Source organism: Gilliamella sp. A7, assembly GCF_002142015.1.
In the GTDB taxonomy this organism is placed as follows: Bacteria; Pseudomonadota; Gammaproteobacteria; order Enterobacterales; family Orbaceae; genus Gilliamella; species Gilliamella apis_A.
Map to the genome: position 1 here is coordinate 72,619 of NZ_NASN01000006.1, position 22,455 is coordinate 95,073.

Annotated in this window: 24 protein-coding genes and 1 CRISPR repeat array; of the genes, 20 read left to right on the plus strand and 4 right to left on the minus strand. The window is 33.9% G+C overall.

Features of this window, described 5'->3' with window-relative positions; all coding sequences use genetic code 11:
- Positions 1-64 precede the first annotated feature (64 nt).
- Complete coding sequence (locus B6D18_RS03220) at positions 65-925, plus strand: hypothetical protein (protein WP_086363115.1); 861 nt, start codon at positions 65-67, stop codon at positions 923-925.
- 65 nt (positions 926-990) lie between these two features.
- Here the strand turns inward: B6D18_RS03220 and frdD are convergent, their stop codons facing one another.
- From frdD to B6D18_RS03235, 3 genes are all read right to left on the minus strand, one after another.
- Positions 991-1,344: a fumarate reductase subunit FrdD gene (frdD, locus tag B6D18_RS03225; protein WP_086363116.1), complete on the minus strand. Its 354-nt coding sequence runs from the start codon at positions 1,342-1,344 to the stop codon at positions 991-993.
- A 14-nt stretch (positions 1,345-1,358) separates the two neighbouring features.
- Positions 1,359-1,796 (minus strand): hypothetical protein, encoded by a 438-nt coding sequence (locus tag B6D18_RS03230; RefSeq protein WP_086363117.1) that lies wholly within the window; start codon positions 1,794-1,796, stop codon positions 1,359-1,361.
- A gap of 196 nt (positions 1,797-1,992) precedes the next feature.
- Positions 1,993-2,577, minus strand: a complete 585-nt coding sequence (locus tag B6D18_RS03235) for a hypothetical protein (protein ID WP_086363118.1) — start codon at positions 2,575-2,577, stop codon at positions 1,993-1,995.
- 369 nt (positions 2,578-2,946) lie between these two features.
- Here B6D18_RS03235 and casA point away from each other — a divergent pair, with 369 nt between their 5' ends.
- The 14 genes from casA (at position 2,947) to yciH (ending at position 16,752) form a co-directional block, all read left to right on the plus strand.
- Positions 2,947-4,470 (plus strand): type I-E CRISPR-associated protein Cse1/CasA, encoded by a 1,524-nt coding sequence (casA, locus tag B6D18_RS03240; RefSeq protein ID WP_086363119.1) that lies wholly within the window; start codon positions 2,947-2,949, stop codon positions 4,468-4,470.
- Positions 4,471-4,490: 20 nt separating this feature from the next.
- Positions 4,491-5,108: a type I-E CRISPR-associated protein Cse2/CasB gene (gene casB / locus B6D18_RS03245; protein WP_086363120.1), complete on the plus strand. Its 618-nt coding sequence runs from the start codon at positions 4,491-4,493 to the stop codon at positions 5,106-5,108.
- Positions 5,109-5,113: 5 nt separating this feature from the next.
- Entirely contained in the window at positions 5,114-6,178 is a 1,065-nt protein-coding gene (cas7e, locus tag B6D18_RS03250; protein WP_086363121.1) for a type I-E CRISPR-associated protein Cas7/Cse4/CasC, read from the plus strand.
- 13 nt (positions 6,179-6,191) lie between these two features.
- A complete protein-coding gene (cas5e, locus tag B6D18_RS03255; protein ID WP_086363122.1) occupies positions 6,192-6,935 on the plus strand; it encodes a type I-E CRISPR-associated protein Cas5/CasD in 744 nt (247 codons plus the stop codon).
- Complete coding sequence (cas6e, locus tag B6D18_RS03260; protein ID WP_086363123.1) at positions 6,936-7,604, plus strand: type I-E CRISPR-associated protein Cas6/Cse3/CasE; 669 nt, start codon at positions 6,936-6,938, stop codon at positions 7,602-7,604.
- An 11-nt stretch (positions 7,605-7,615) separates the two neighbouring features.
- The gene (gene cas1e, locus B6D18_RS03265) at positions 7,616-8,533 is read left to right on the plus strand and encodes a type I-E CRISPR-associated endonuclease Cas1e (RefSeq protein WP_086363140.1); all 918 of its coding nucleotides are present in this window, start codon (positions 7,616-7,618) and stop codon (positions 8,531-8,533) included.
- A gap of 2 nt (positions 8,534-8,535) precedes the next feature.
- On the plus strand, positions 8,536-8,829 hold the full coding sequence (gene cas2e / locus B6D18_RS03270; RefSeq protein WP_065577731.1) for a type I-E CRISPR-associated endoribonuclease Cas2e: 294 nt from the start codon (positions 8,536-8,538) through the stop codon (positions 8,827-8,829).
- 84 nt (positions 8,830-8,913) lie between these two features.
- A CRISPR array of direct repeats spans positions 8,914-9,918; the repeat unit is 29 nt; unit sequence GAGTTCCCTGTAGGTACAGGGATATACCG.
- A gap of 246 nt (positions 9,919-10,164) precedes the next feature.
- On the plus strand, positions 10,165-10,791 hold the full coding sequence (tmk, locus tag B6D18_RS03275; RefSeq protein ID WP_086363124.1) for a dTMP kinase: 627 nt from the start codon (positions 10,165-10,167) through the stop codon (positions 10,789-10,791).
- An 11-nt stretch (positions 10,792-10,802) separates the two neighbouring features.
- On the plus strand, positions 10,803-11,801 hold the full coding sequence (holB, locus tag B6D18_RS12570; RefSeq protein WP_158092511.1) for a DNA polymerase III subunit delta': 999 nt from the start codon (positions 10,803-10,805) through the stop codon (positions 11,799-11,801).
- 59 nt (positions 11,802-11,860) lie between these two features.
- A complete protein-coding gene (locus B6D18_RS03285) occupies positions 11,861-13,261 on the plus strand; it encodes an MBOAT family protein (RefSeq protein WP_086363126.1) in 1,401 nt (466 codons plus the stop codon).
- Positions 13,262-13,348: 87 nt separating this feature from the next.
- Entirely contained in the window at positions 13,349-14,524 is a 1,176-nt protein-coding gene (locus B6D18_RS03290; protein ID WP_158092512.1) for an SGNH family hydrolase, read from the plus strand.
- Positions 14,517-15,692 carry a GDSL-type esterase/lipase family protein gene (locus B6D18_RS03295; protein WP_158092513.1) on the plus strand — a complete coding sequence of 392 codons (1,176 nt, stop codon included), beginning with the start codon at positions 14,517-14,519 and terminating at the stop codon, positions 15,690-15,692. The genes B6D18_RS03290 and B6D18_RS03295 overlap by 8 nt, the downstream gene beginning before the upstream one ends.
- Positions 15,693-15,722: 30 nt before the next feature.
- Positions 15,723-16,430 carry an orotidine-5'-phosphate decarboxylase gene (gene pyrF, locus B6D18_RS03300; protein ID WP_086363129.1) on the plus strand — a complete coding sequence of 236 codons (708 nt, stop codon included), beginning with the start codon at positions 15,723-15,725 and terminating at the stop codon, positions 16,428-16,430.
- Position 16,431: 1 nt separating this feature from the next.
- Complete coding sequence (yciH, locus tag B6D18_RS03305) at positions 16,432-16,752, plus strand: stress response translation initiation inhibitor YciH (protein WP_086363130.1); 321 nt, start codon at positions 16,432-16,434, stop codon at positions 16,750-16,752.
- A 50-nt stretch (positions 16,753-16,802) separates the two neighbouring features.
- Here the strand turns inward: yciH and tmaR are convergent, their stop codons facing one another.
- Positions 16,803-17,123 (minus strand): PTS system regulator TmaR, encoded by a 321-nt coding sequence (gene tmaR / locus B6D18_RS03310; RefSeq protein WP_065577725.1) that lies wholly within the window; start codon positions 17,121-17,123, stop codon positions 16,803-16,805.
- Positions 17,124-17,428: 305 nt separating this feature from the next.
- On the opposite strand from tmaR, the gene accD reads away from it, so the two are divergent.
- From accD to purF, 5 genes are read left to right on the plus strand one after another with little or no spacing between them, the layout of a single operon-like run.
- Entirely contained in the window at positions 17,429-18,319 is an 891-nt protein-coding gene (gene accD, locus B6D18_RS03315; protein WP_086363131.1) for an acetyl-CoA carboxylase, carboxyltransferase subunit beta, read from the plus strand.
- Between the two features lie 6 nt (positions 18,320-18,325).
- Positions 18,326-19,597, plus strand: coding sequence for a bifunctional tetrahydrofolate synthase/dihydrofolate synthase (gene folC, locus B6D18_RS03320; protein ID WP_086363132.1), 1,272 nt, complete (start codon positions 18,326-18,328; stop codon positions 19,595-19,597).
- A 12-nt stretch (positions 19,598-19,609) separates the two neighbouring features.
- Positions 19,610-20,152, plus strand: coding sequence for an SPOR domain-containing protein (locus tag B6D18_RS03325; RefSeq protein WP_086363133.1), 543 nt, complete (start codon positions 19,610-19,612; stop codon positions 20,150-20,152).
- A gap of 51 nt (positions 20,153-20,203) precedes the next feature.
- On the plus strand, positions 20,204-20,689 hold the full coding sequence (locus tag B6D18_RS03330; protein WP_086363141.1) for a CvpA family protein: 486 nt from the start codon (positions 20,204-20,206) through the stop codon (positions 20,687-20,689).
- Between the two features lie 18 nt (positions 20,690-20,707).
- Positions 20,708-22,225 (plus strand): amidophosphoribosyltransferase, encoded by a 1,518-nt coding sequence (purF, locus tag B6D18_RS03335; protein ID WP_086363134.1) that lies wholly within the window; start codon positions 20,708-20,710, stop codon positions 22,223-22,225.
- The last annotated feature ends 230 nt before the right edge of the window (positions 22,226-22,455 follow it).

The following is a 22,455-nucleotide window of genomic DNA, read 5'->3' on the forward strand; positions in this document are numbered from 1 at the left end:
TTTGTGGCTTAGCTATAAGCCACTATTAAATATTTAGTTTAGTAAACGAGTTAACAGGTTCATTATGCAAAAAAATATATTCCGTTTTTTAACCGCTTCATGTTTATCATTTATCTCAATAAATGCAATGGCATTGACGTGTTCAGATAATCCCGAACAAAATAAAGTTGAGGCAAATAACTATATTTTTAAAATATTAGACTTTATTGATTCAACAGCTAAAGGAATTAAGCAAGAAGTGAGAACTTCAACCATTACATTAGATACTGGTACGATACGTTCAATTGTCAAACATAGTTTGAATTATGATCCAAATGGTTTGATTACCGAAAGTCATTACGATCTTTATTCCGGCAACAATGAAAAACTTTATTCTGAACATCTACAAAAAAACGAATCTGGTTGGCAAAATCTGATTGAGGATATTGAGGATAAAACAAGGAGCACCACTCAGTTCAAAATCGATACACAAGGTAGAATTATTGCCTCCGAACAGATAAAACAAGCGCCCGATTTTACCTTTATTGAGAATGATAGTTATCAATTTGATAATAACAATTGTTTAATTAATAAAAATGTGCAATGGCAGCTAAAAGAGTTGGATGCTAATGGCCAAGTAGTAGGAACAGTGCAAAAAGGTGCTTCGATTTATGCATTTGGTTATCAAAATAGTCATTTAGCAAAAGTATCGGCACAATATAGTAATAAAACTAAAAATGAAAGCGATTTTTCTTACCAATATGATGATAAAAATCGATTAAATGTAATCCAGTCGACTTATTCAATAGTTGGAAAAAATACCACTCATTATATGACTGAATTTTTAACTTTTAATGAGAAAAATGATTGGTTGAGTGCAACACAATCAAAACAAAATAGAAAAAACAAACAAACTAATATAGTTCGGCAGATTACTTATTATTAATCAATTAAACATGGCGTTATCACAAGTGAACTCGATAACGCCAATGAATTAACATCATTCTAGTTTTATCTTACAAATAAAATATAAATTGCATGAGCTGTCCATGCTAACGCTAAACCATACGTAAGTAGTTTTTCTCGCTTTGGATAGATATTAAATTGATGTAATAAATTTAGAATCTGTTGCAATCCACACCAAATTGGTAGCGAAATCATTAAGCATAAAAATAATTTTCCTAATTCAGTATTGGCTAACTTTAAAATATATGAACGCGTTATTGCGTTACCAAAAGGAATGATAAACGCAATAATGATTAATACCACTGGTGCGAAAATAGCTGCCCAAAGTCCACCAAAAGCAAATAATCCTTTTGCCACTTTTGAGTCAGACTGTATTGGTTGAGTTTCTTGATTTTTCATTGATCAAATACCACTTATTTAATTGTCAATAATAGTAAGCAATATGAAAGTAAAATTGTTACACCCCATAAGCCAATAATAAGTAAATATCCTTGTTTCTTTTTATGAATATTTTGCTTAAAAATAACCTTTGGCATTAACCTAAACCAGTTTATTGAATGAAATAAAGCGAGTAATAAGGCAATACAGTTTAGCACTACAACAATAGGGCTTTGTAAGAAAAAGATAAAACGATAAAACTCATCTTGTCCCATTCTATTTGTATACATACAGATAACACCATACATCAACACCAAACTAACCCAAATCATGGAAAAAGGCGTTAATTTATCAATGATTGAAAGAAACAACGGCCGTTTTCTCTGTAACGATGGGATTTCGGATTGTGTACCAGTATTGTTATTATTTAAATCATTATTTGCTGGATAATTATCATTATTCTTCTTAATCATAACTTTCTCAATGTGAGTAACATTATTATGTATTAACGTTTCTAGGGCTGAATGTTTAATGTTGTATTATAAACATTAAGTGATTCAAATCGTCAAATTAAAGTCCTGCATAATATCGGTTTTTAAGGTAATAACACTAGGCAGAAAGTGCGTTGAAATAGTTTGCATGACATTGCAAATGTGATTAATTAGTAAATTATTTGCTAGTAACAAATAATTTATAATCAATTAAGTATGAGCCTATTGGTGTTTCTTTGACTCTTACTTGAGCTTTAGTACCATATTTTATTTTGTCATTTAAATTTATGCATAGAAAAAAGAAATAATTGTTATCTTTATCAAGAATCTTTAAACCATTTTTACAATGCCCATGTTTACCTCTACTTGGCCCTGGCGCGGTAATTTTATATTCAGTGGTATAAATTTTGGATTCAGTAGGATAGAAATAAATGATATCTATTGGTAGACCTAAAAAAATTAGGAGATTAAAAGAAAAAATCATAAAAGCACGTGCAAGGTACTGTTTAATTCGTTCTAAAAATGGTTTTTTCAACATTTTTTTTCTAGAAAAAGTGAGAAGAAAACTAAGCAGGATGGCTACAGCAAAAAATGAAAATTCAATTTTAGGGCAGATAATAGTTCTCTGGTGTAATCGCAAAGTAAAAAGAATATTAAGAATAAACAAGAGTGCCACTGAAAGCTGTACTATTGTTGTTATATTTTTCTTTAATACAACTTTTTTTAATAGATCTTGATTATAATTTTTAAAGTTTTGTGGCATATAAGATCTCTATCATCTCTTCTTAATAATAAAGTTTATTTTTACTATATCATTAATAGCTAATTTTTAGCTAAACTAAAATAATTATTAAAAATAGCGTACAATACTCAACATTAATCATCAATTCATTATCAATCATTTAAAAAATTATTATCAATATGTAATACACTACAAAATAAGTGCAATTACAAAAAAATCGATAGACTATTGAATTAAAAAATGTAATAAATGATCAAGAAATTCGGTCGTTTATTTTAAGTTTTGAAATCAATAAATCGGCTTCATATAGACTTAAGTAATTTAAACTTAAACAGATAAGCGAAATAACGTATATTTCGCTTATTTTAAACTAAAAAAAAGGGGGATAAATTGTCTTCTTTATCATTGTTAGACCATGAATGGATTCCTGTTGTTTATTTTGATGGTCATATTAGTAAAATTAAACCTAGTCAGTTAGTTAACGAAACCATTGCCGACTTAGCCTATTTTAGACCGGATTTTCAAGGTGCTGCTTATCAATTCCTTATAGGTTTACTGCAAACTACTTTTTCCCCTGAAGATAATGATGAATGGTTAGATTATTGGCATGAAGGTATAACTCAAGCGCAACTCGATGAGGCATTTGAACAAGTTAAACCAGCAATGCAATTTGGTGCAGCTAAACCAGCCTTTATGCAAGACTTTACACCATTGAATGGTAATAAAGTACCGATTTCAAGTTTATTGGTTGAAGCTCCGGGTGAAAATGCACTAAAGAAAAATACAGACCATTTTATAAAGCGTGATTTTGTTAACGCTATTTGTCCACATTGTGCTGTTATGGCATTATTTACTTTACAAATTAATGCCCCATCAGGTGGACAAGGGCATCGAGTCAGTTTGCGAGGTGGTGGACCAATTACTACTTTAATGATGCCAGAGCTAAACACCTCAACACCATTATGGAAAAAATTATGGTTAAATGTGATGCCACTTGATGACGAAAAACCACAATGCTATGATGAAACTGTCTTCCCATGGTTAAACAAAACCATAACCAGTGAACCACCTAAAAATTTAAGTGTATTTCCTGAACAAGCTAATTGTTGTCAAGCATTTTGGGGTATGCCTCGTCGCATTGAGCTCGATTTTGAAAATACAACACAAGGCCATTGTGATCTTTGTGGCGAAGAGTCGTCTGAGCTTATTAGCCATTATCAAACTAAAAATTATGGTGTTCAATACCAAAACTGGCGCCATCCTTTATCACCATATCGAACTGATAGCAAAACAAATGCACCCATTGCGATTAAAGGACAACCTGGCGGGTTAATTTACCGCGATTGGCTAGGCATGGTTAGCACTAATGATGAAACCCAATCAGCTCAGGTGGTAAGAGTTCATTATAATCGAGGATTGAAATCTGCTGAAAAATATCACCTTTGGTGCTTTGGATACGATTTTGACAATATGAAGGCACGCTGTTGGTATGAACACACTTTTCCAGTATATCCTGCATTAGCTGATCCTGACAGCGATCTTAAAGAGCTGATTAAACAAGCATTAGAATTTAGCAAAGACACTTTATCATTACAGCGTAAAGCCTTGACAGCTATCAATAAACAGTCCAGTTCAGTTGATATTGCTTATTGGAAAGAAACAGAAATGCCTTTTTACCAATTTGTGAAACAACTTATCAAAGAAAAAGAGAATCCGAATGGGCGTTTTCATTTGTTGTTAGATTGGACAAATACCTTATTAAAATATATTACTCAAATCTACGATAACGCTGCTTTTTCTGATCCAGATCAACAGATGATAAGTTCCAAAAAAATTACAACCAGAGAAAAATTACTTAAAGACTTTAACAAACTTAGAAATATCAAAAAGATTAAACTTAATAAACCGTCTTGATTGCATGTAGGGAGAACAACATGTCAGACACTATCCAAAAAAAGCTGATAATCTTAAATGATAGCCACAAAAAGATTATCGATGAATGGTTTTCTATGTTGCAGCAACGGCAATGTAAATTTAATGGTATTAACTACAATGGACGAAAATTACGTGCTGAATTACGCCGGGTTTCATTGTCTGAATTAATAATTCTACAGGATGGCTATACGATTTTAGCTAATAAACTTCTTAATAACGACAGTAAATTAGCGCAAACGGATATTCATTATCATGCATTACAGATATTGGTTAATGTGGCTGTTTTTGCAGAGTCAAATAATGATAAAGCGCCATTTGCTGCACAATTAAGTGAAAAAATCAAAGGCGGAGAACGTAATTATTTATCTAAATTGCGATTTGAACGTCTTCTTAATAGTGAAACCCCAGAAGAATTTTGTCAGCGTTTAATTCGTGCCGTTAAGTTGCGCGGTGAAAAAGGCGTTAATCTAACTTCCCTTGCTGACGGCATCTTTCTATGGATGCAAGAGTGGTATGCTCGTGAACACAATTGGCCAGCTAATACTAATCCGTTTAAACGCTTTTCTACTCGTTGGGCTATGGACTATTTTTCAACTAAAAATAATACTAAGGAATAATCATCATGACTACTTTTATTCAATTACATCTATTAACCGCTTATGCTCCTTCAAACTTAAACCGTGATGATTTAGGTCGACCAAAAACCGCTAAAATGGGAAATACTGACCGTTTGCGTATTTCGTCACAAAGCTTAAAAAGAGCGTGGCGTACTTCTGACTGTTTTTATCAATCATTAAGTGATCATATTGGTATTCGCTCACGCCGTTTTGCTCGAGACTGGGTCTATACTGCAATGATTGATAACGGCGTTTCTGAAAAAATAGCTACAGCAAGTGCAATTAAAATAGCGAATCAGTTTGGTAAACTAAAAAATGAAAAATCACCAAAAGACCCATTGGATAATTTAGAAATAGAACAATTGGTACATATTAGTAGTAATGAACAACAAGTAATTAAACAATTAGTTGATTTATTAATTAGTGAAAAACGCGAACCTAGCGATGATGAAGTTAAATTATTACGTAAAGAAAATAGTAGTATTGATATTGCCTTATTTGGCAGAATGTTAGCTGATAGCCCGGCATTTAATATTGAAGCTGCCTGTCAAGTTTCTCATGCATTAGGCGTAAGTACGGTAACCATTGAGGATGATTTTTTTACTGCTGTTGATGATTTAAATAATAATGATGTTGATGCTGGTTCAGCGCATTTGGGCGAACGTGGATTTGCTTCGGCGCTGTTTTATACTTATGTCTGTATCAGCCGTGATTTACTTCTCGAAAATTTAAATGGTGATGAAGCATTGGTTGAAAAAACCTTAAAAGCTTTAACTGAATCAGCCGCCAAAGTTGCACCAACAGGGATGCAAAATAGTTTTGCTTCACGAGCATATACTTCCTATTTATTAATAGAAAAAGGTAACCAACAACCGCGCTCTTTAGCGGTAGCTTATTTTAATCCAATTCGTAGTCAAGATATGGTAAATGATGCTATTAGTCGTTTGGAAGAGCAACGAGATAAATTTGATAAAGTTTATGGTCAATGTGCTGATAGTCGCTATGTTCTCAATAGTGAAACTGGAGAAGGAACCCTTAGTGCTGCATTAGATTTTGTTGCGCAAAAATAGGGGGGTGGACAAGATGATCAACCATCTTATTTTTCAGATTTATGCCCCATTTACCTCTTGGGGCGAACCTGCTGTTGGCGAAGTTCGCCACAGCAATATTATTCCCTCTCGCTCTGCTTTATTGGGATTAGTATCGGCTGCACTCGGCATTCGTCGTGATGATAATCAGATTGATCATTTTAATCAGCATTATCATTTTGCGATTCGTCCTTTTATTGCTAATAGTAGTTGGTTTCGAGATTTTCATACCGTCCAAGCTCCTAGGGCTAATAAAAAGCAAGTCTGGTATACACGCTTTGATGAAATACGACAAAACCCTCTTGAACTAGAGACGTTATTATCACAGCGTGAATATTATAATGACGTTTATTATCAAATAGTCATGACTGAGACTGAGAATGCACCTTATAGTTTAGAGCAAATTCAGCAAGCATTACTTAAACCTGTTTTTCCCTTATACGCAGGAAGAAAAAACTCACCTTTATCGTTACCGTTATCGCCTATTTTGTATCAAGGAACATTGCGTGAGGCTTTTAGTTTTGCCGATAAACACTATCAAGAGTGTCATCGGCAAGATCCGGTTATTGATAAACTATTAAAAGGTATTGCTGATGAATATTATTGGGAACAGGCCATTCAAGAAGATTACTTTGAGGTAATTAAAATTCAGCGTCGTCAAGATCAACCAATAAGCCGTCACCGTTGGCAATTTAGTGATCGTCAGCAGTTTTCAGGCCATTTGAAAGGGAGTGAATAGATGTATTTTTCTCGAGTTACTTTAAAATTAAATCGACTTCCTTATGTTATGCAACAGAAAATGCAAAATTCAGGACCTTATGCTATTCATCAATGGTTATGGCAACTCTTTCCTAATCAAGAAAAACGTTGCTTTTTATTTCGTGAAGAGAGAATTGGCAAAGGCTATCAATACTATCTGTTATCGGAAATAGCACCGCTAACCAATCATGAGCTATTTTTAGTAGAAACTAAACCATACCAGCCAAAGTTAACCGTTGGTATGAAATTGATTTTTTCCCTGCGAGCAAATCCAGTGGTGTTTAAAAATGGTAAGCGTAGTGATGTGATGATGAATGCTAAATATCTGGCTAAACAACAAGGTTTAGATACTAATGAGATAAAAATTCGTCAGAATGAAGCTGCCATAAATTGGTTAATTAAACAAAGTGAAAGCAGAGGATTTTCATTATCGACTAATGATCAACAACTTGATTGCACAGTAATTAATTATACCCAAGAGCAATTTATTAAAAAAAGCAATCTTAAACCCATTACTTATAGCAGTGTTGATTATCAAGGGGTGTTAACCGTAACGGATGTTGACTTATTTTTAAATACCATCTATCAAGGAGTTGGCAAAAGTAAAGGATTTGGTTGTGGTTTATTTTTGCTAAAACATTATCAATAGGATGCGCGATTATGGTTTATGCTCCACTTAATCCGATTCCTCTAAAAAATAGAACGTCAATGATTTTTTTGCAATATGGACAAATTGACGTTCTAGATGGAGCGTTTGTATTAATTGATAAAACCGGCATCAGAACGCATATTCCAGTGGGCTCGATAGCTTGCATAATGTTAGAACCTGGGACTCGAGTTTCTCATGCTGCTATCAAACTAGCGGCAACGGTTGGTACTTTGCTCGTTTGGGTCGGTGAAGCTGGCGTCAGAATGTATTCATCGGGTCAACCAGGCGGGGCAAGATCAGATAAACTACTTTATCAAGCTAAATTGGCTTTAGATGATGATTTACGTTTAAAAGTGGTCAAAAAAATGTTTGAGTTACGATTTGGTGAACCGGCACCGAGTCGTCGCTCTATTGAACAGTTACGAGGCATTGAAGGATCGCGAGTACGTGAAACTTATTCATTACTGGCTAAACGTTATCATGTTAAATGGCATGGAAGAAAATACGATCCCAAAGATTGGCAAAAAGGAGATACGGTTAATCAATGTATAAGTGCTGCCACGTCTTGCTTATATGGCATCACCGAAGCAGCTGTTTTGGCGGCCGGTTACGCACCGGCTATCGGTTTTGTACATAGTGGAAAACCTCTCTCATTTGTTTATGATATTGCTGATATTATTAAATTTGATACCGTTGTACCTAAAGCTTTTGAAATAGCAGCAAAAAACAATGCAGATCCCGATCGGGAAGTTCGTGTGGCCTGCCGTGAAATTTTTAGAAGCCAAAAAACATTAGCAATATTAATTCCGCTTATTGAAGAAGTTTTATCTGCTGGTGGAATTGAACCGCCTCCAGCTCCAGACGATGCCCAACCTCCCGCTATCCCAGAACCTCAATCTCTTGCTGACAGTGGCTTTAGGAGTCGCTAAAAATGAGTATGTGTGTTGTAGTAACTGAAAATGTCCCGCCTAGGTTACGAGGTCGTTTAGCAATTTGGTTACTTGAAATTAGAGCCGGGGTTTACATCGGTGATATATCAAGACCAATAAGAGAAATGCTATGGCAACAAATTACTAAACTTGCTGAGGAAGGCAATGTTGTCCTTGCTTGGGCGACTAATACTGAGTCAGGATTTGACTTCCAAACTTATGGCGCAAATAGAAGGGTTCCGGTAGATTTAGATGGACTAAGGTTAGTATCTTTTTTACCTATTGAAAATCAATAAGTTAATGTTCTTTAAAAATTAGGAAAATTTGGTAGATTTTAACTAACTAAAAAATATTATATAAAACAATTATCTATATTTAGAGAGTTCCCTGTAGGTACAGGGATATACCGAAAATTTAGGCTATTTAAAATTGCCATTAGACGAGTTCCCTGTAGGTACAGGGATATACCGAGCTAACAGTAATTGAACGTCCGCTGTGGGAAGAGTTCCCTGTAGGTACAGGGATATACCGGTAACGAAATTCTTATTATTCCTTTGGGCGCCGAGTTCCCTGTAGGTACAGGGATATACCGTCGGCGTTGACAAATCGTCAATTGTTCGTTTAGAGTTCCCTGTAGGTACAGGGATATACCGCAATAGACATAATAAAAGTAGCGATGGAAATAGAGTTCCCTGTAGGTACAGGGATATACCGTTGGCAAATTAAAAATATAATTGAAATAAAAAGAGTTCCCTGTAGGTACAGGGATATACCGGGTTAACTGATTTTACTAAAAGAGGAATGAAAGAGTTCCCTGTAGGTATAGGGATATACCGTAGGTATTTAGGTGCATCAATATCAAATTTAAGAGTTCCCTGTAGGTACAGGGATATACCGCCAATCACTCGAAATGTTGCCGATAAATTTATGAGTTCCCTGTAGGTACAGGGATATACCGTTATTAATAACTAATTTATAATTTATATGATAGAGTTCCCTGTAGGTACAGGGATATACCTAGGCAGCTATTGCCGCCATCCGTCGAAACATGGAGTTCCCTGTAGGTACAGGGATATACCGTATTTACTGAAGTTTATTTACAATTAGATGATGAGTTCCCTGTAGGTACAGGGATATACCGCACGCTATCTTATATTGACACTCTATCGAATTGAGTTCCCTGTAGGTACAGGGATATACCGCCCTAATTCAACCCGAACCTTAGCTATATATTGAGTTCCCTGTAGGTACAGGGATATACCGCGTTCCAGTCCCGCCAGTATATTGTTGATTTTGAGTTCCCTGTAGGTACAGGGATATACCGTATTTACTGAAGTTTATTTACAATTAGATGATGAGTTCCCTGTAGGTACAGGGATATAACTGTACTAGTTAAAAATTACATCCATATGGTTTTGAATTATCTACCTTTATGTGAGTAGATGGTATACACTCCTCAATATTTTTTACAAGGCTCTAATGATAGCTATTTATAAAAATAAAATTTAATAATCATATGCATAGATAATATGAAATAGAGGTTTTTTAGTTAAACTAAAATAATTATTAAAAATAGCGTACAATACTCAACATTAATCATAAATTTATTATCAATCATTTGGGAATTTTGTATGACAGGTAAATTTATTGTCATCGAAGGTTTAGAAGGTGCCGGCAAAACAACAGCCGTCAATACAGTTGCACGTATTTTAAAACAACATCATATTGCTGATTTAAAATTTACTCGCGAACCTGGAGGTACTCCAATTGCAGAAGCATTACGAAATATTATTAAAAATGGTTTTGGTAATGAGCCGCTAACCGATAAAGCGGAATTGTTAATGCTATATGCTGCTCGTATTCAATTGGTTGATAATGTAATTAAACCGGCATTAAAAATGGGGAAATGGGTTATTGGCGATCGACATGATTTATCTACTCAAGCTTATCAAGGTGGTGGGAGACAGATCGATAAGGTTTTTATTGAAACATTGCAAGCTCAGGTTTTGGGTAATTTTAAACCTGATTTAACATTGTACTTAGATATTGCACCAGAGCTCGGTTTAATGCGTGCCAGATCTCGCGGGCAACTTGATCGTATTGAACAACAATCATTACCGTTCTTTGAGCGTATTCGTCAGCGTTATTTACAACTAGCTGAACGTGATAATACTATTATTACCATTGATGCTAATAAATCTATAGAAGATGTGACAGCTCAAATTGAAATTATTTTGAATTCATGGCTAATAAATTAGGTTTTAGTTTTATGATCTTTAATAAATATCCTTGGTTAGCATTACCTTTTCAGCAACTTGCTGATACGATTGTTAATAATCGGGCACACCATGCCTTGTTAATTAATTATATTCAGGGAAGTGGTGAAGAAGAATTGATAAATTTACTGATTAATCTATTAATTTGTCAATCTTCACAACAATTAGAGCCTTGTGGTAATTGTCATAATTGCCAGTTGTTTTTATCTCAGCATCATCCTGATTATTACATCATTACACATGAGCAAGGTAAACAATCAATTGGTATTGATCAAATACGTAATATTTCGACTAAAGTTTATGAAAAATCACAACAAGGCGGCAATAAAATAATTTGGATCAAACATGCGGCTTCAATGACGGAGGCGGCGGCTAATGCATTGTTAAAAACATTAGAAGAGCCACCAGAAAATACCTATTTTATTTTGAGCGATGAGCATAATAGCCAATTCTTACCCACGATTCACAGTCGTTGTTTTTGTTATTTTTTACCTATTCCAAAATTAGAACAATCTATTTATTGGTTAAAAAAGCAACACAATCACCTATACAGTGATAATGAACTTGCCACTGCATTATTATTGAGCGAAAATGCGCCACTAAATGCAGCAACATTACTACAACCTGAAAAATGGCAGCAGAGAAAATCATTTTGTGATAATTTATTAGAGATCTTACCGCAAAATAATTTTTGGCAATTAGCTAAAACTTTTAATCATGAAAGTTTTTTTGAGCGCATTACTTGGTTTTGTGCATTGTTAAGCGATGCCTTAAAAGCCAAACAAAAAGTAGGTCGATACATAGTTAATCGCGATCAAGTGCCTTTAGTCAGGCTTCTTGCGACAAAAAACAATGATGAAATAGCTTCGTTGTATCAAATTTGGTTACAGGCGAGGAATTTATTGTTATCGGTGACTGGATTAAATAAAGAATTGATTATCTATAATGTTTTAGCTCAATCACAATTAATTGGTTATCAGCAGCAGAATTAATATAGTGATAATGTAGTAAGTTTTTGGTCAACGATATATTTACAAATGAAAGGATTGCAGTGAGTTATTTATCGATTGAATTTGGTCTAATTTTTGTGGTTTTCTTTGCGATATATTGGGCTGTTAGAGTATTACCAAAATTTCAGAATAAATTACTTTTGATTTCAAGTTATCTTATTGTTGGTAGCTATAGTTTACAGTTTGCTATTATCCTTTTTATTTATACTTGTTCGATATATTTTATTTCTGTTATGATTACTTCCTCCCAAAATCATGCCAAGCGATGGTTGATTTTAGGATTGGTTGCCTCAATTACTAATTTAGCTATATTTAAATACTTTGATTTTTTTCGATATGAGTTACAGTCATTATGTAATTTTTTAAACTTACCAATTTTATTACCTGTTGTTACAGTTCTTATACCAATCGGCATTTCATTTTATACTTTCCATTCGGTAAGTTATTTAGTTTCAATTAAAAAAAGAGAATTGCCATTAGCAAACTTTTGGGATTTTGCCTTATTTTTAGCTTTTTTTCCTAGTATCATTGCAGGGCCAATCAATCGAGCAAAAACGTTTTTGCCTCAAATTGCGGTAAGCCAACCGAGAGATATTTTAGATCCTTTCCGAGCTTTTACACTAATTATTCTAGCAGTCATAAAAGTTTATTGTCTGGGGGGATTAATTAGTGAAAATTGGGTAACGCCAATTTTTTCAAATCCATTAGAATATAGTGTCATCGATTTATTAGTTGGCTTATATGCTTATGCTATGCAAATTTATCTTAACTTTTCTGGTTATACTGACTTAGTGACTGGGATTGCGCTTTTATTAGGCTTCCGGCTGCCGATTAACTTTAATTTTCCTTATTTAGCCTCTAATTTACGCGAGTTTTGGGAGCGTTGGCATATTAGTTTATCTCATTGGATTAGAGATTATATTTATATTCCTCTAGGTGGCAGTCGATGTGGTTTTGTTCGCACTCAAATTAATGTGATGTTAGCTATGTTATTGTCTGGATTATGGCATGGAGCTGGAATTAATTTTATTATTTGGGGTGCTTGTCATGGTATAGGCATCGTCTTTCTTAATATTTTAGACCGTTATTTAGGTCGTGGATGGATAGCGCAACGTTCACCAATTATTGCTCGATTATTAACTTGGCACTATGTCTGTTTTACTTGGCTATTTTTCTTCTGTGAGAGCTTCGCAGATGCATTAGATTATTTAAATGCGTTATGCCATAATTTCACAGTTCAACCTCATTATATAGGGGCACTTATAAGTATATGTGTCGTATTTTTAATATATCCAATATGTAAAAATATTCCTACGTGGTGTGCGGTACAACTTAGTAGAATAAATAGTATTTACTTGCCAGTCTTTTTTGTCCTTATACTATGGCTAACAATCTATTTAGCACCTTCTGGCGTTCCTAATTTTATTTATGCTAATTTTTGATTATGATGAAAAACTAAAATGACCTACAAAAAAACATTTTCGAAAAATAGAAGAAATAGGTCCAGAAAGACTGGACAGCAAAATCGGGTGTTGAAAAATAACACTTTTAATAATAAAAAAATCTTTAAAAAATCAGATTGCTTACTAAATAAGCAAGACACGCTTTCAGCAAAAAAGATTTTTGTTTTGTTATTTATTACCGGTATTGCACTAATTACAATTTATCACAGCTCAATTTTAATCTATTGGCAACAAACTTATCATTCCGACCTTTTTAGTACAGGAAGTGTTACCCAAGACTTCATAAAAGAAGATTTTGAAGGAGATGTAAAAGAATCACAAGCAATAATTGTCGATCAGGATGAAAACTTAAAAGATACCAATATTCATTTAATTAAAAATGTTCTAATTATTTCACAACCAGAGATTGTTAAAATAAACCAAACGAATAAACAACAAAATCAATCCATTTCTAATAATAAAAAAGTTACTCAATTAGATAACCAAGTGAATGAGCCCACAAACAATCAAACACCTTTATTGACTGATATTGAAACACCTAAAGAGCCAAAACGTGATGTCCCATTAATTTCTGAACCACAACCAATAGTGTTAACCAAAAATGATAAGGTCTTTTTTGTTGGTGATTCATTAATGCAAGGTGTTGCACCATATGCCAAAAAAATGTTATTCAAACAATATAAAATAGAAAGCATTGATCTTAGTAAACAAAGCACTGGTCTTGCTTATCCAAATGCCTTTAATTGGCCGAAAACAATTAGTGATAACTTAAATAAAGATCCTTCTATTAAATTACTTGTAGTATTTTTGGGGCCTAATGATCCTTGGGATTTTCCTGTAAAAGGATACCCTAAATATGTGAAATACAAATCTCCTGTATGGGAAGAACAATATCGTTTGCGTATAGCTGCTATTTTGAATAGTGCTTATGAACATGATGTACAAGTCCTTTGGCTGGCCCCACCTTGTATGCGTAAATCAAAACTTAATGATGACATGGTGTATTTAAATATGTTGTATCAATCTGAAATAGAAAAAGTACAACAACATTTTTTAATTACTAATCAGTTGTTAGGTTGTACTTATGAGAAATTTACTAGTTTTGTTGATTCCGGTAAAGGAAAAATAAAAGTAAGGATTGATGATGGCATCCACTTTACAATCACTGGCCAGAAAATTTTAGCCACCGCTATTATGGAAAAAATTATTTTTAAACAATTAGAGGACAATGATAGTGATTAAACTTTTAAAGTATATTTTTACTGTAATGATTGTCACTGTTTCTGTTGGTTGCAGTATTGCTGAAAGTAGAACAAGTACATTATCAAGTATAGTTGACTTTGGCGATCCCAATAGCAAACAATTTATCCAACGTCTAAATTCATTGTCTAAAAATAACAATAGAAATCAAGTTGTGAATATTACTCAGCTTGGCGATTCTCACTCTGCAGCAGATTTTTTTACTGGTGAATTTCGAACATTGATGCAACAAAAATATGGTAATGCGGGGATTGGTTGGGTTACCCCAATAGCGATAAAAGGTCAAAGCCATGCGGAGGTGACTTGGAAAGCAGAAAATTGGAGTGTATTAAGTAGCCGTACATTAAGTAATTTAGATTTCCCGATGGGTGGATTTATTGCTAAACCAATTGAAGATGTTGCGACTATACAACTGTTACCTAAAAATGCTGGCAATAAAAATTGGCAAGTACAATTAACTTTTAAAGCTTTAAAAAATAGTTCTAATTTGTTGAATATATATGATGCTAATGATAAAAAAATAGATATTAATTATTCATCCAAAAGTGATATCTGGCAAACAATATCTTTTATCACTAAAGCCCCTTTTTCTATCAAAGCAACTAGCGATATTGAAATTGGTGGTATAAGGTTAACTCGTTATAAACAATCTGGGATTATTGTCTCTTCGATTGCGACCAATGGTGCCAAACTGACGATATGGCAGAAATGGGGACCAAACTGGTTAAATGAATTATCAGCATTAAAAAGTGATTTGATTATTCTTGAATATGGCACAAATGAAAGTTTTGATGAAACTTTAGATGCTAATACTTATCGAAAAAATTTAGTGGAAAATATTCGTCAAATTCGCAAAACATCACCAAATTCGGTAATATTATTAATGACGCCACCTGATACGATGTTAAATGAAAAGAGTTTTCCAAAGTCTTTTTCTAAAGTAATGAGTATCCAAAAGCAAGTCGCTAAATCAGAAAAAACGCTATTTTGGGATTGGCAACGGGCTATGGGTGGCCCTCATTCTATTAAAGATTGGCTTAAACAAGACCTTGCTCGTCCAGATTTAATACATCAAACATTACAAGGCTATAAAGAAAGTGCTCGTATATTCTATGCTGATTTAAATGAATTTATTAAAAAGAATAGTTAAAAATTTATAATTAAAAGGAATAACTAAGTTATGTCATCTCCAATTATTGTTGCTGTTGATTTTTCTGATACAAAATCCGCATGGAATTTTATTGATAAAGTTGAACCTAAAGATTGCCGCCTTAAAATCGGTAAAGAATTATTTACTCATGCTGGTCCTGATTTTATTAAACAGATACAACAAAAAGGTTTCGATATCTTTTTAGATCTCAAATTTCATGATATTCCTAATACGGTAGCTAAAGCAGTAGCTGCTGCTGCTGAGCTAGGTGTCTGGATGACAAATGTTCATGCTAGTGGTGGAGTGCGCATGATGGAGGCAGCAAAAGATGCGCTTTACCAATATGGACAAGATGCACCTTTATTAATTGCGGTCACTGTACTAACAAGTATGGAATCTTCAGATCTTAAAGAAATTGGTATTGAGGTATCACCATTAGAACAAGCAACTCGTTTAGCATTATTGGCTAAAAACTGTGGGCTTGATGGTGTAGTTTGTTCAGCCAAAGAAGTACAGAGCTTTAGAACACGGCTTGGTAGTGATTTTAAATTGGTTACACCGGGTATCCGTCCTGCGGGCTCAACTCCTGATGATCAGCGTCGAATTATGACCCCACAACGAGCACAAGCAGCAGGTGCAGATTATTTAGTTATTGGCCGTCCTATAACTCAAGCGGATGAGCCAAGCAAAGCATTACAGACTATTTTATCAACCCTTGATTCATCTAAGAGCAATTAATATGTCAGATAATCCAATTGTCTATTCAACTGAGCATGGTCGAATAACACCTGAAAAAGCTGTTAAGCCTCGTCCTAAAGGCGATGGTATTATTCGCATTTCACGTCAGACATCCGGTCGGAAAGGTAAAGGTGTTTGTGTGATCGAAGGTTTTGACTTAGATGATTCTCAATTGCAGCAATTAGCTGCCGATCTTAAAAAGCGTTGTGGTTGTGGCGGTTCAGTTAAGGATGGAAAAATTGAGATTCAGGGTGATAAACGTGATCTATTAAAATCATTAATAGAAGAAAAAGGATTCAAAGTTAAACTTGCTGGTGGTTAGTTAATTAGAAAATAATACCCTTTTTGAAAAGGGTATTATTTGAAAAGAAATTAATTAGAACGGTAACCACGCATTTTTTTACTGATGTCGCGACGTTCCTTAGAAATTTCAGCATTTTTGATAATGTAATCATCAACACGATCATCGTAATCGCTCTTCATGTTGGCAATAATAGCTTGAAGCTCCTCGTAAGTCATATCAGGTTTAATATAATCACTTAAATTTTCAAGTAATAATACGCGCTTTTGGTTGTCACGAATTTTCTTCTCATTATCTGAGATTTCGCGTTTTAATTTGTTTAAACGACGTGACAAACGAATGTATTCAAGAACATCTTGAAATGATGGTGCGGCTGATTTTTCCTTATCCATCTATAACCCCTTATTTCTGAAAAATGAAAAACAATTATCTTTTAATTATATACCAATAATTTTTTGCGGTCATATTAAATATAGTTTTATTGTTAAATGTTACATTCAACATTTAATTTAGATTATTATTTTTGTTTTATCTAAACTTTTTTAAAGTTTGGCTGTGTATTATTTTTAATTAGTATCAAAAATTTTATCTAATTGTAGATAAATTGGAATAAAAGCAAAAACAAGTATTAAGAATTATTGCAAAGTATTATACAATACGTCGTTAATTGTAAAGAGTACCGAATGAGAGAATTATAATGAGCTGGATTGAAAAAATTCTGAGTAAAAATAATATATCGTCAGATCATAAAAAGGCGAATATTCCAGGTGGTGTTTGGACTAAATGTAGCAATTGTGAGCAGGTCATTTATCAAGCTGAACTTGACCGAAACTTAGAGGTTTGTCCGAAATGTGATCATCACATGCATATTCCTGCCCGAGTTCGCTTATATCGATTTTTAGATGAAGGATCTGATATCGAAATTGGTGCAGAACTTGCTCCGAAAGATATTTTAAGATTTAAAGATACTAAAAAATATAAAGATCGTTTAACTGCTGCGCAAAAAGAAACTCATGAAAAAGAAGCTATGGTCGTTATGAAAGGAACACTGCTAGGTATTCCGGTTGTCGTAGCTTGTTTTGAATTTGCGTTTATTGGTGGGTCTATGTCATCTGTTGTCGGTGCTTTATTTACTCGTGCTGCTGAGCAAGCAATTGCAGATAAATGCCCGCTAATTTGTTTTTCAACCAGTGGTGGCGCCCGTATGCAAGAAGCACTATTCTCATTAATGCAAATGGCAAAAACGAGTGCTATTTTAGCCAAAATGCAAGATGAGGGCTTGCCATACATTTCAGTAATGACAGATCCAACAATGGGTGGTGTATCAGCAAGTTTAGCTATGCTGGGCGATATTAATATCGCTGAACCTAAAGCACTAATTGGTTTTGCTGGTCCTAGAGTAATACAACAAACTGTTCGTGAAACCTTACCTGAAGGGTTCCAACGTAGTGAGTTTTTACTTGAAAAAGGTGCAATTGATATGATTATTCATCGTCGAGATATGCGACCAAAAATTGCTAGTTTATTGGCTAAATTAATGAAACTTCCTAATCCTTTTGATAATCTCGCTAATGATGAGACAATTTAACTGATCATGCAAAATAAAATCCCTGATGCCATGTCAGATCTTGAGACATGGCTTTGTTACTTGGAACAGTTACACCCTTCAAGCATTGAATTAGGGCTGGAAAGGGTAAAATCAGTTGCTGAGCGATTAGATCTATTACAACCAGCACCTTATATTTTCACCGTAGCAGGCACTAATGGCAAAGGGACAACTTGTCGTACGTTAGAAATGATTTTACTTGCTGCTGATAAGCGTGTTGGTGTTTATAGTTCTCCACATTTATTGCGTTTTACTGAGCGGGTTAGAATCAATAATCAAGAATCAACGCCATCAGATACTGTTAAAGCATTTGCTGCGATTGAAAATGCCAGAGGTGATGTTTTATTAACCTATTTCGAATATGCAACACTGGCAGCTTTATATCAATTTAAGCAAGCTCAATTAGATGTTGTTATTTTAGAAGTGGGGCTAGGGGGAAGACTAGATGCCACCAATATTGTTGATGCTGATATTGCAATTATAACAACAATAGGTATCGATCATGTTGAATATCTGGGCAATACTCGAGAAAGTATTGGACAAGAAAAAGCGGGTATTTTTAAGCCTAAAAGCATCGCTATAGTTGGCGAACCTGAAATACCATCGTCCATTTTAGACGTTGCTCATGCTGTAAATTGTCCTGTATTTGCTGTAAATAAAGACTGGGCTTATCAACCAATTGATAAATTATCGTGGCAATTTAATTCTTCGATAAAGCAATATAAAAATCTACCGATTCCACATGTTCCTCTAGCTAATGCGGCAACGGCAATTGCTGCCCTTAGTTATTCACCATTTTCTATCACTCAAGAACAAATAGATGATGCTCTTGAAAAAACTAGCTTGATAGGGCGTTTTCAAATTATCCAATCCTCACCAATAGTCATTGTTGATGTTGCGCATAATCCTCACGCGGCCAGTTATTTAGTCAAGCAAATTGAGTTATTAAAACAGCAACAATCAACAGTTGGAAAAGTGAGATTTGTGATAGGGATGCTTAAGGATAAAGATATCAAAAGTACTTTATCTATACTTAATGCTGATCAATGGTATTGCGCTTCACTTTATGGCGAGCGTGGATGTAATGCGGATATATTAAAGCAGTATTTACAAGAGGAAAATGTAGCGAATATTGTAACGTTTGATTCGGTGTATGAAGCATATCAAAAGGCTATGCAAGAAGCAAAAGAAGATGATATTATTGTTGTTTGTGGCTCATTTCATACCGTTTCTGCCGTTTTGGATACAGTAGGCAACTAGGTAAATGTGAACATGGATAATAATCAAGAGAAAATTAAATGTAGATCAAATAAAGTTAGAAATCAACTTGTTGGTTTTGCTACATTTTTGTTAATAATTGCTATTATTGCTCCAAATATAATCACTGATAAATCTAATTCGCTAACATCAACCATTCCTATATTACAATCAGGTGTAATAGATGAACAAAATCAAGATGTTAAATTGAAAAGCGAATCCTCTTATACGCCTGATTCAGATCAATATCCTAGCCCTTTAGGTTCGCCCGATATTATTGATGAGAATTTTGATTCTTTAATCACAACATCTTCTGAACAAACTGATAAACCCTATATGATCCAACTTGGTGCATTAAAAAATAAGAAAAAAATTGAGGAACTAGTTGCCTTATTAAGACTGAATAACTATAACGTTAAAGTGATACCAAATAATCCTGGACCAAATCAACTAATAAAATTACAAGTGGGTCCTTATGCAAAAAGAGAGCAAGCCGAACAGTTGATTAGCAATTTAAATAATTTAACCAAATTAAAAGGTGTAATTATTACTAATTAACAACCATTTTATGATGTATAAATATTAATATAAAAATTGTGAGTTATTATGATGAATTGGGTTGATTTTACGATTATCGGCGTGATTATTTTATCGGCACTGATTAGTATTATTAGAGGTTTTGTCAAAGAAGCATTATCTTTAATTAGTTGGGTGCTAGCGTTCTTTATTGCCAGTCGTTTTTATATGTACATTACTAGTTATTTGACTTATTTTGATAGTGATGTCATTCGGATAGCCGTTGCTATTGCGATACTTTTTATTTCGACATTAATTGTTTGTGCAATTGTTTCTTATATTATAGGGGAGTTAGTTCAAAAAACAGGACTATCAAGCACCGATCGGATATTGGGAATTTGTTTTGGAGTATTAAGAGGTATTTTAGTTGTTGCAGCAGTGCTCTTTTTTGTTGATACCTTTACGCCTTTATCCCAATCCCCATATTGGGTGCAATCACAACTTATTCCGCATTTCCATTTTATTATTCGCTGGTTTTTTGATTTTATACAGCAGTCGTCTTCATTTTTAGTTCAATAAGTTTGAGGTAATCATTGTATGTGTGGTGTTGTTGGTATTGTAGGATGTAGTACAGTTAATCAATCTATTTATGATGCTTTAACGGTTTTACAACATCGTGGACAAGATGCAGCCGGGATTGTAACCATTGATGAACAAAATCGCTTTCGATTACGTAAAGCAAATGGTTTGGTGAAAGATGTCTTTCAAGAACATCATATGCAACGTTTGCAGGGTAATTTAGGTATAGGCCATATTCGTTATCCAACCGCAGGTAGTTCAAGTCCTTCAGAAGCTCAACCTTTCTATGTAAATTCGCCGTATGGTATAGCATTGGCTCATAATGGTAATTTAACTAATACTGATCAGTTACGAGATAAGGTGTTTGAATTAGCAAGACGTCACATAAATACTAGCTCTGATTCAGAAGTATTACTTAATATTTTTGCTAGTGAGCTGGATAAATTTCCGACTTACCCATTAACCGCAGATAATATCTTTAGTGCTGTTCATCAAGTTCATAAAATTATTAAGGGTGCTTATGCTTGTGTTGCAATGATTATTGGTCATGGACTGGTTGCTTTTCGTGATCCTTTTGGTATACGACCGTTAGTTATTGGTAAAAAAGTTATTGATGATGAAAAAACAGAATATATGGTTGCTTCAGAAAGTGTCGCTTTAGATATTCTTGATTTTGAATTTATGCGCGATGTCGAACCAGGTGAAGCAATTTATATTACCCAAGATGGTAAGCTTTATTCTAAGCAATGTTCTGATAATCCGCAGTTTTATCCATGTATTTTTGAGTATGTTTATTTTGCCCGACCAGATTCATTTATGAATGGTGTATCTGTTTATCAGTCACGGATATTAATGGGCCAAAAACTAGGACAAAAAATAGCCAGAGAGTGGAGGGATATTGATATTGATGTCGTCATCCCAATTCCAGAAACATCTTGCGATGCAGCGCTTGAAATTGCTCGTATTTTAGATAAACCTTATAGACAAGGATTTGTTAAAAATCGTTATGTTGGGCGTACTTTCATTATGCCTGGACAAAATGCCAGAAAACTGTCAGTAAGAAGAAAGCTTAATGCTAACCGTATTGAATTTGAAGGCAAAAATGTGCTTCTTGTTGATGATTCTATTGTTCGAGGAACGACATCTGAAAAAATTCTTGAAATGGTACGTTCTGTCGGTGCTAAAAAAGTTTATTTAGCTTCGGCTGCGCCAGAAATTAGACATCCTAATGTTTATGGTATCGATATGCCTGTTGCGAGTGAGTTAATTGCTTATAATCGATCTGTTGATGAGATTGCAAAAGAAATCGGAGCTGATAGATTAATATTTCAAGATCTTTCTGATTTAATTGATTCTATTCGAGAACAAAATCCCAATATTCACCATTTAGAGTGTTCCGTATTTAATGGCAAGTATATTACAGAAGGTGTTGATGATAATTATTTTAATCAATTAGAGAATAATAGAGCTGAAACTAAAATACCTTTATCAATTAAAGAATCTGAAAATCTTGAAATTTATAATGAAGAACAATAGCTATTATTCAATACCACCAAGAATTATGACAAAATTATAATAAATAGGCCTAAAACAATTATTTTAGGCCTATTTATTGAAAACCAATTCATTAAATTAGCCTAAAATTAGCATATTGTTGTTCAGTTTTTGCTATTAAATCACTATATTTTTCAACAAAGTAGTGAAAAAGCTAATTTATCTTTACCCCCCCAAAAGAATAACCTTTTGAAAAATAATGGTAATTATTT

Coding starts and splice junctions, on each gene's coding strand:
- B6D18_RS03220 (WP_086363115.1), top strand. CDS start 65: ATGCAAAAAAATATATTCCGTTTTTTAACCGCTTCATGTTTATCATTT.
- frdD (WP_086363116.1), bottom strand. CDS start 1,344: ATGAAAAATCAAGAAACTCAACCAATACAGTCTGACTCAAAAGTGGCA.
- B6D18_RS03230 (WP_086363117.1), bottom strand. CDS start 1,796: ATGATTAAGAAGAATAATGATAATTATCCAGCAAATAATGATTTAAAT.
- B6D18_RS03235 (WP_086363118.1), bottom strand. CDS start 2,577: ATGCCACAAAACTTTAAAAATTATAATCAAGATCTATTAAAAAAAGTT.
- casB (WP_086363120.1), top strand. CDS start 4,491: ATGTCAGACACTATCCAAAAAAAGCTGATAATCTTAAATGATAGCCAC.
- cas7e (WP_086363121.1), top strand. CDS start 5,114: ATGACTACTTTTATTCAATTACATCTATTAACCGCTTATGCTCCTTCA.
- cas5e (WP_086363122.1), top strand. CDS start 6,192: ATGATCAACCATCTTATTTTTCAGATTTATGCCCCATTTACCTCTTGG.
- cas6e (WP_086363123.1), top strand. CDS start 6,936: ATGTATTTTTCTCGAGTTACTTTAAAATTAAATCGACTTCCTTATGTT.
- cas1e (WP_086363140.1), top strand. CDS start 7,616: ATGGTTTATGCTCCACTTAATCCGATTCCTCTAAAAAATAGAACGTCA.
- cas2e (WP_065577731.1), top strand. CDS start 8,536: ATGAGTATGTGTGTTGTAGTAACTGAAAATGTCCCGCCTAGGTTACGA.
- tmk (WP_086363124.1), top strand. CDS start 10,165: ATGACAGGTAAATTTATTGTCATCGAAGGTTTAGAAGGTGCCGGCAAA.
- holB (WP_158092511.1), top strand. CDS start 10,803: ATGATCTTTAATAAATATCCTTGGTTAGCATTACCTTTTCAGCAACTT.
- pyrF (WP_086363129.1), top strand. CDS start 15,723: ATGTCATCTCCAATTATTGTTGCTGTTGATTTTTCTGATACAAAATCC.
- yciH (WP_086363130.1), top strand. CDS start 16,432: ATGTCAGATAATCCAATTGTCTATTCAACTGAGCATGGTCGAATAACA.
- tmaR (WP_065577725.1), bottom strand. CDS start 17,123: ATGGATAAGGAAAAATCAGCCGCACCATCATTTCAAGATGTTCTTGAA.
- accD (WP_086363131.1), top strand. CDS start 17,429: ATGAGCTGGATTGAAAAAATTCTGAGTAAAAATAATATATCGTCAGAT.
- folC (WP_086363132.1), top strand. CDS start 18,326: ATGCAAAATAAAATCCCTGATGCCATGTCAGATCTTGAGACATGGCTT.
- B6D18_RS03325 (WP_086363133.1), top strand. CDS start 19,610: ATGGATAATAATCAAGAGAAAATTAAATGTAGATCAAATAAAGTTAGA.
- B6D18_RS03330 (WP_086363141.1), top strand. CDS start 20,204: ATGAATTGGGTTGATTTTACGATTATCGGCGTGATTATTTTATCGGCA.
- purF (WP_086363134.1), top strand. CDS start 20,708: ATGTGTGGTGTTGTTGGTATTGTAGGATGTAGTACAGTTAATCAATCT.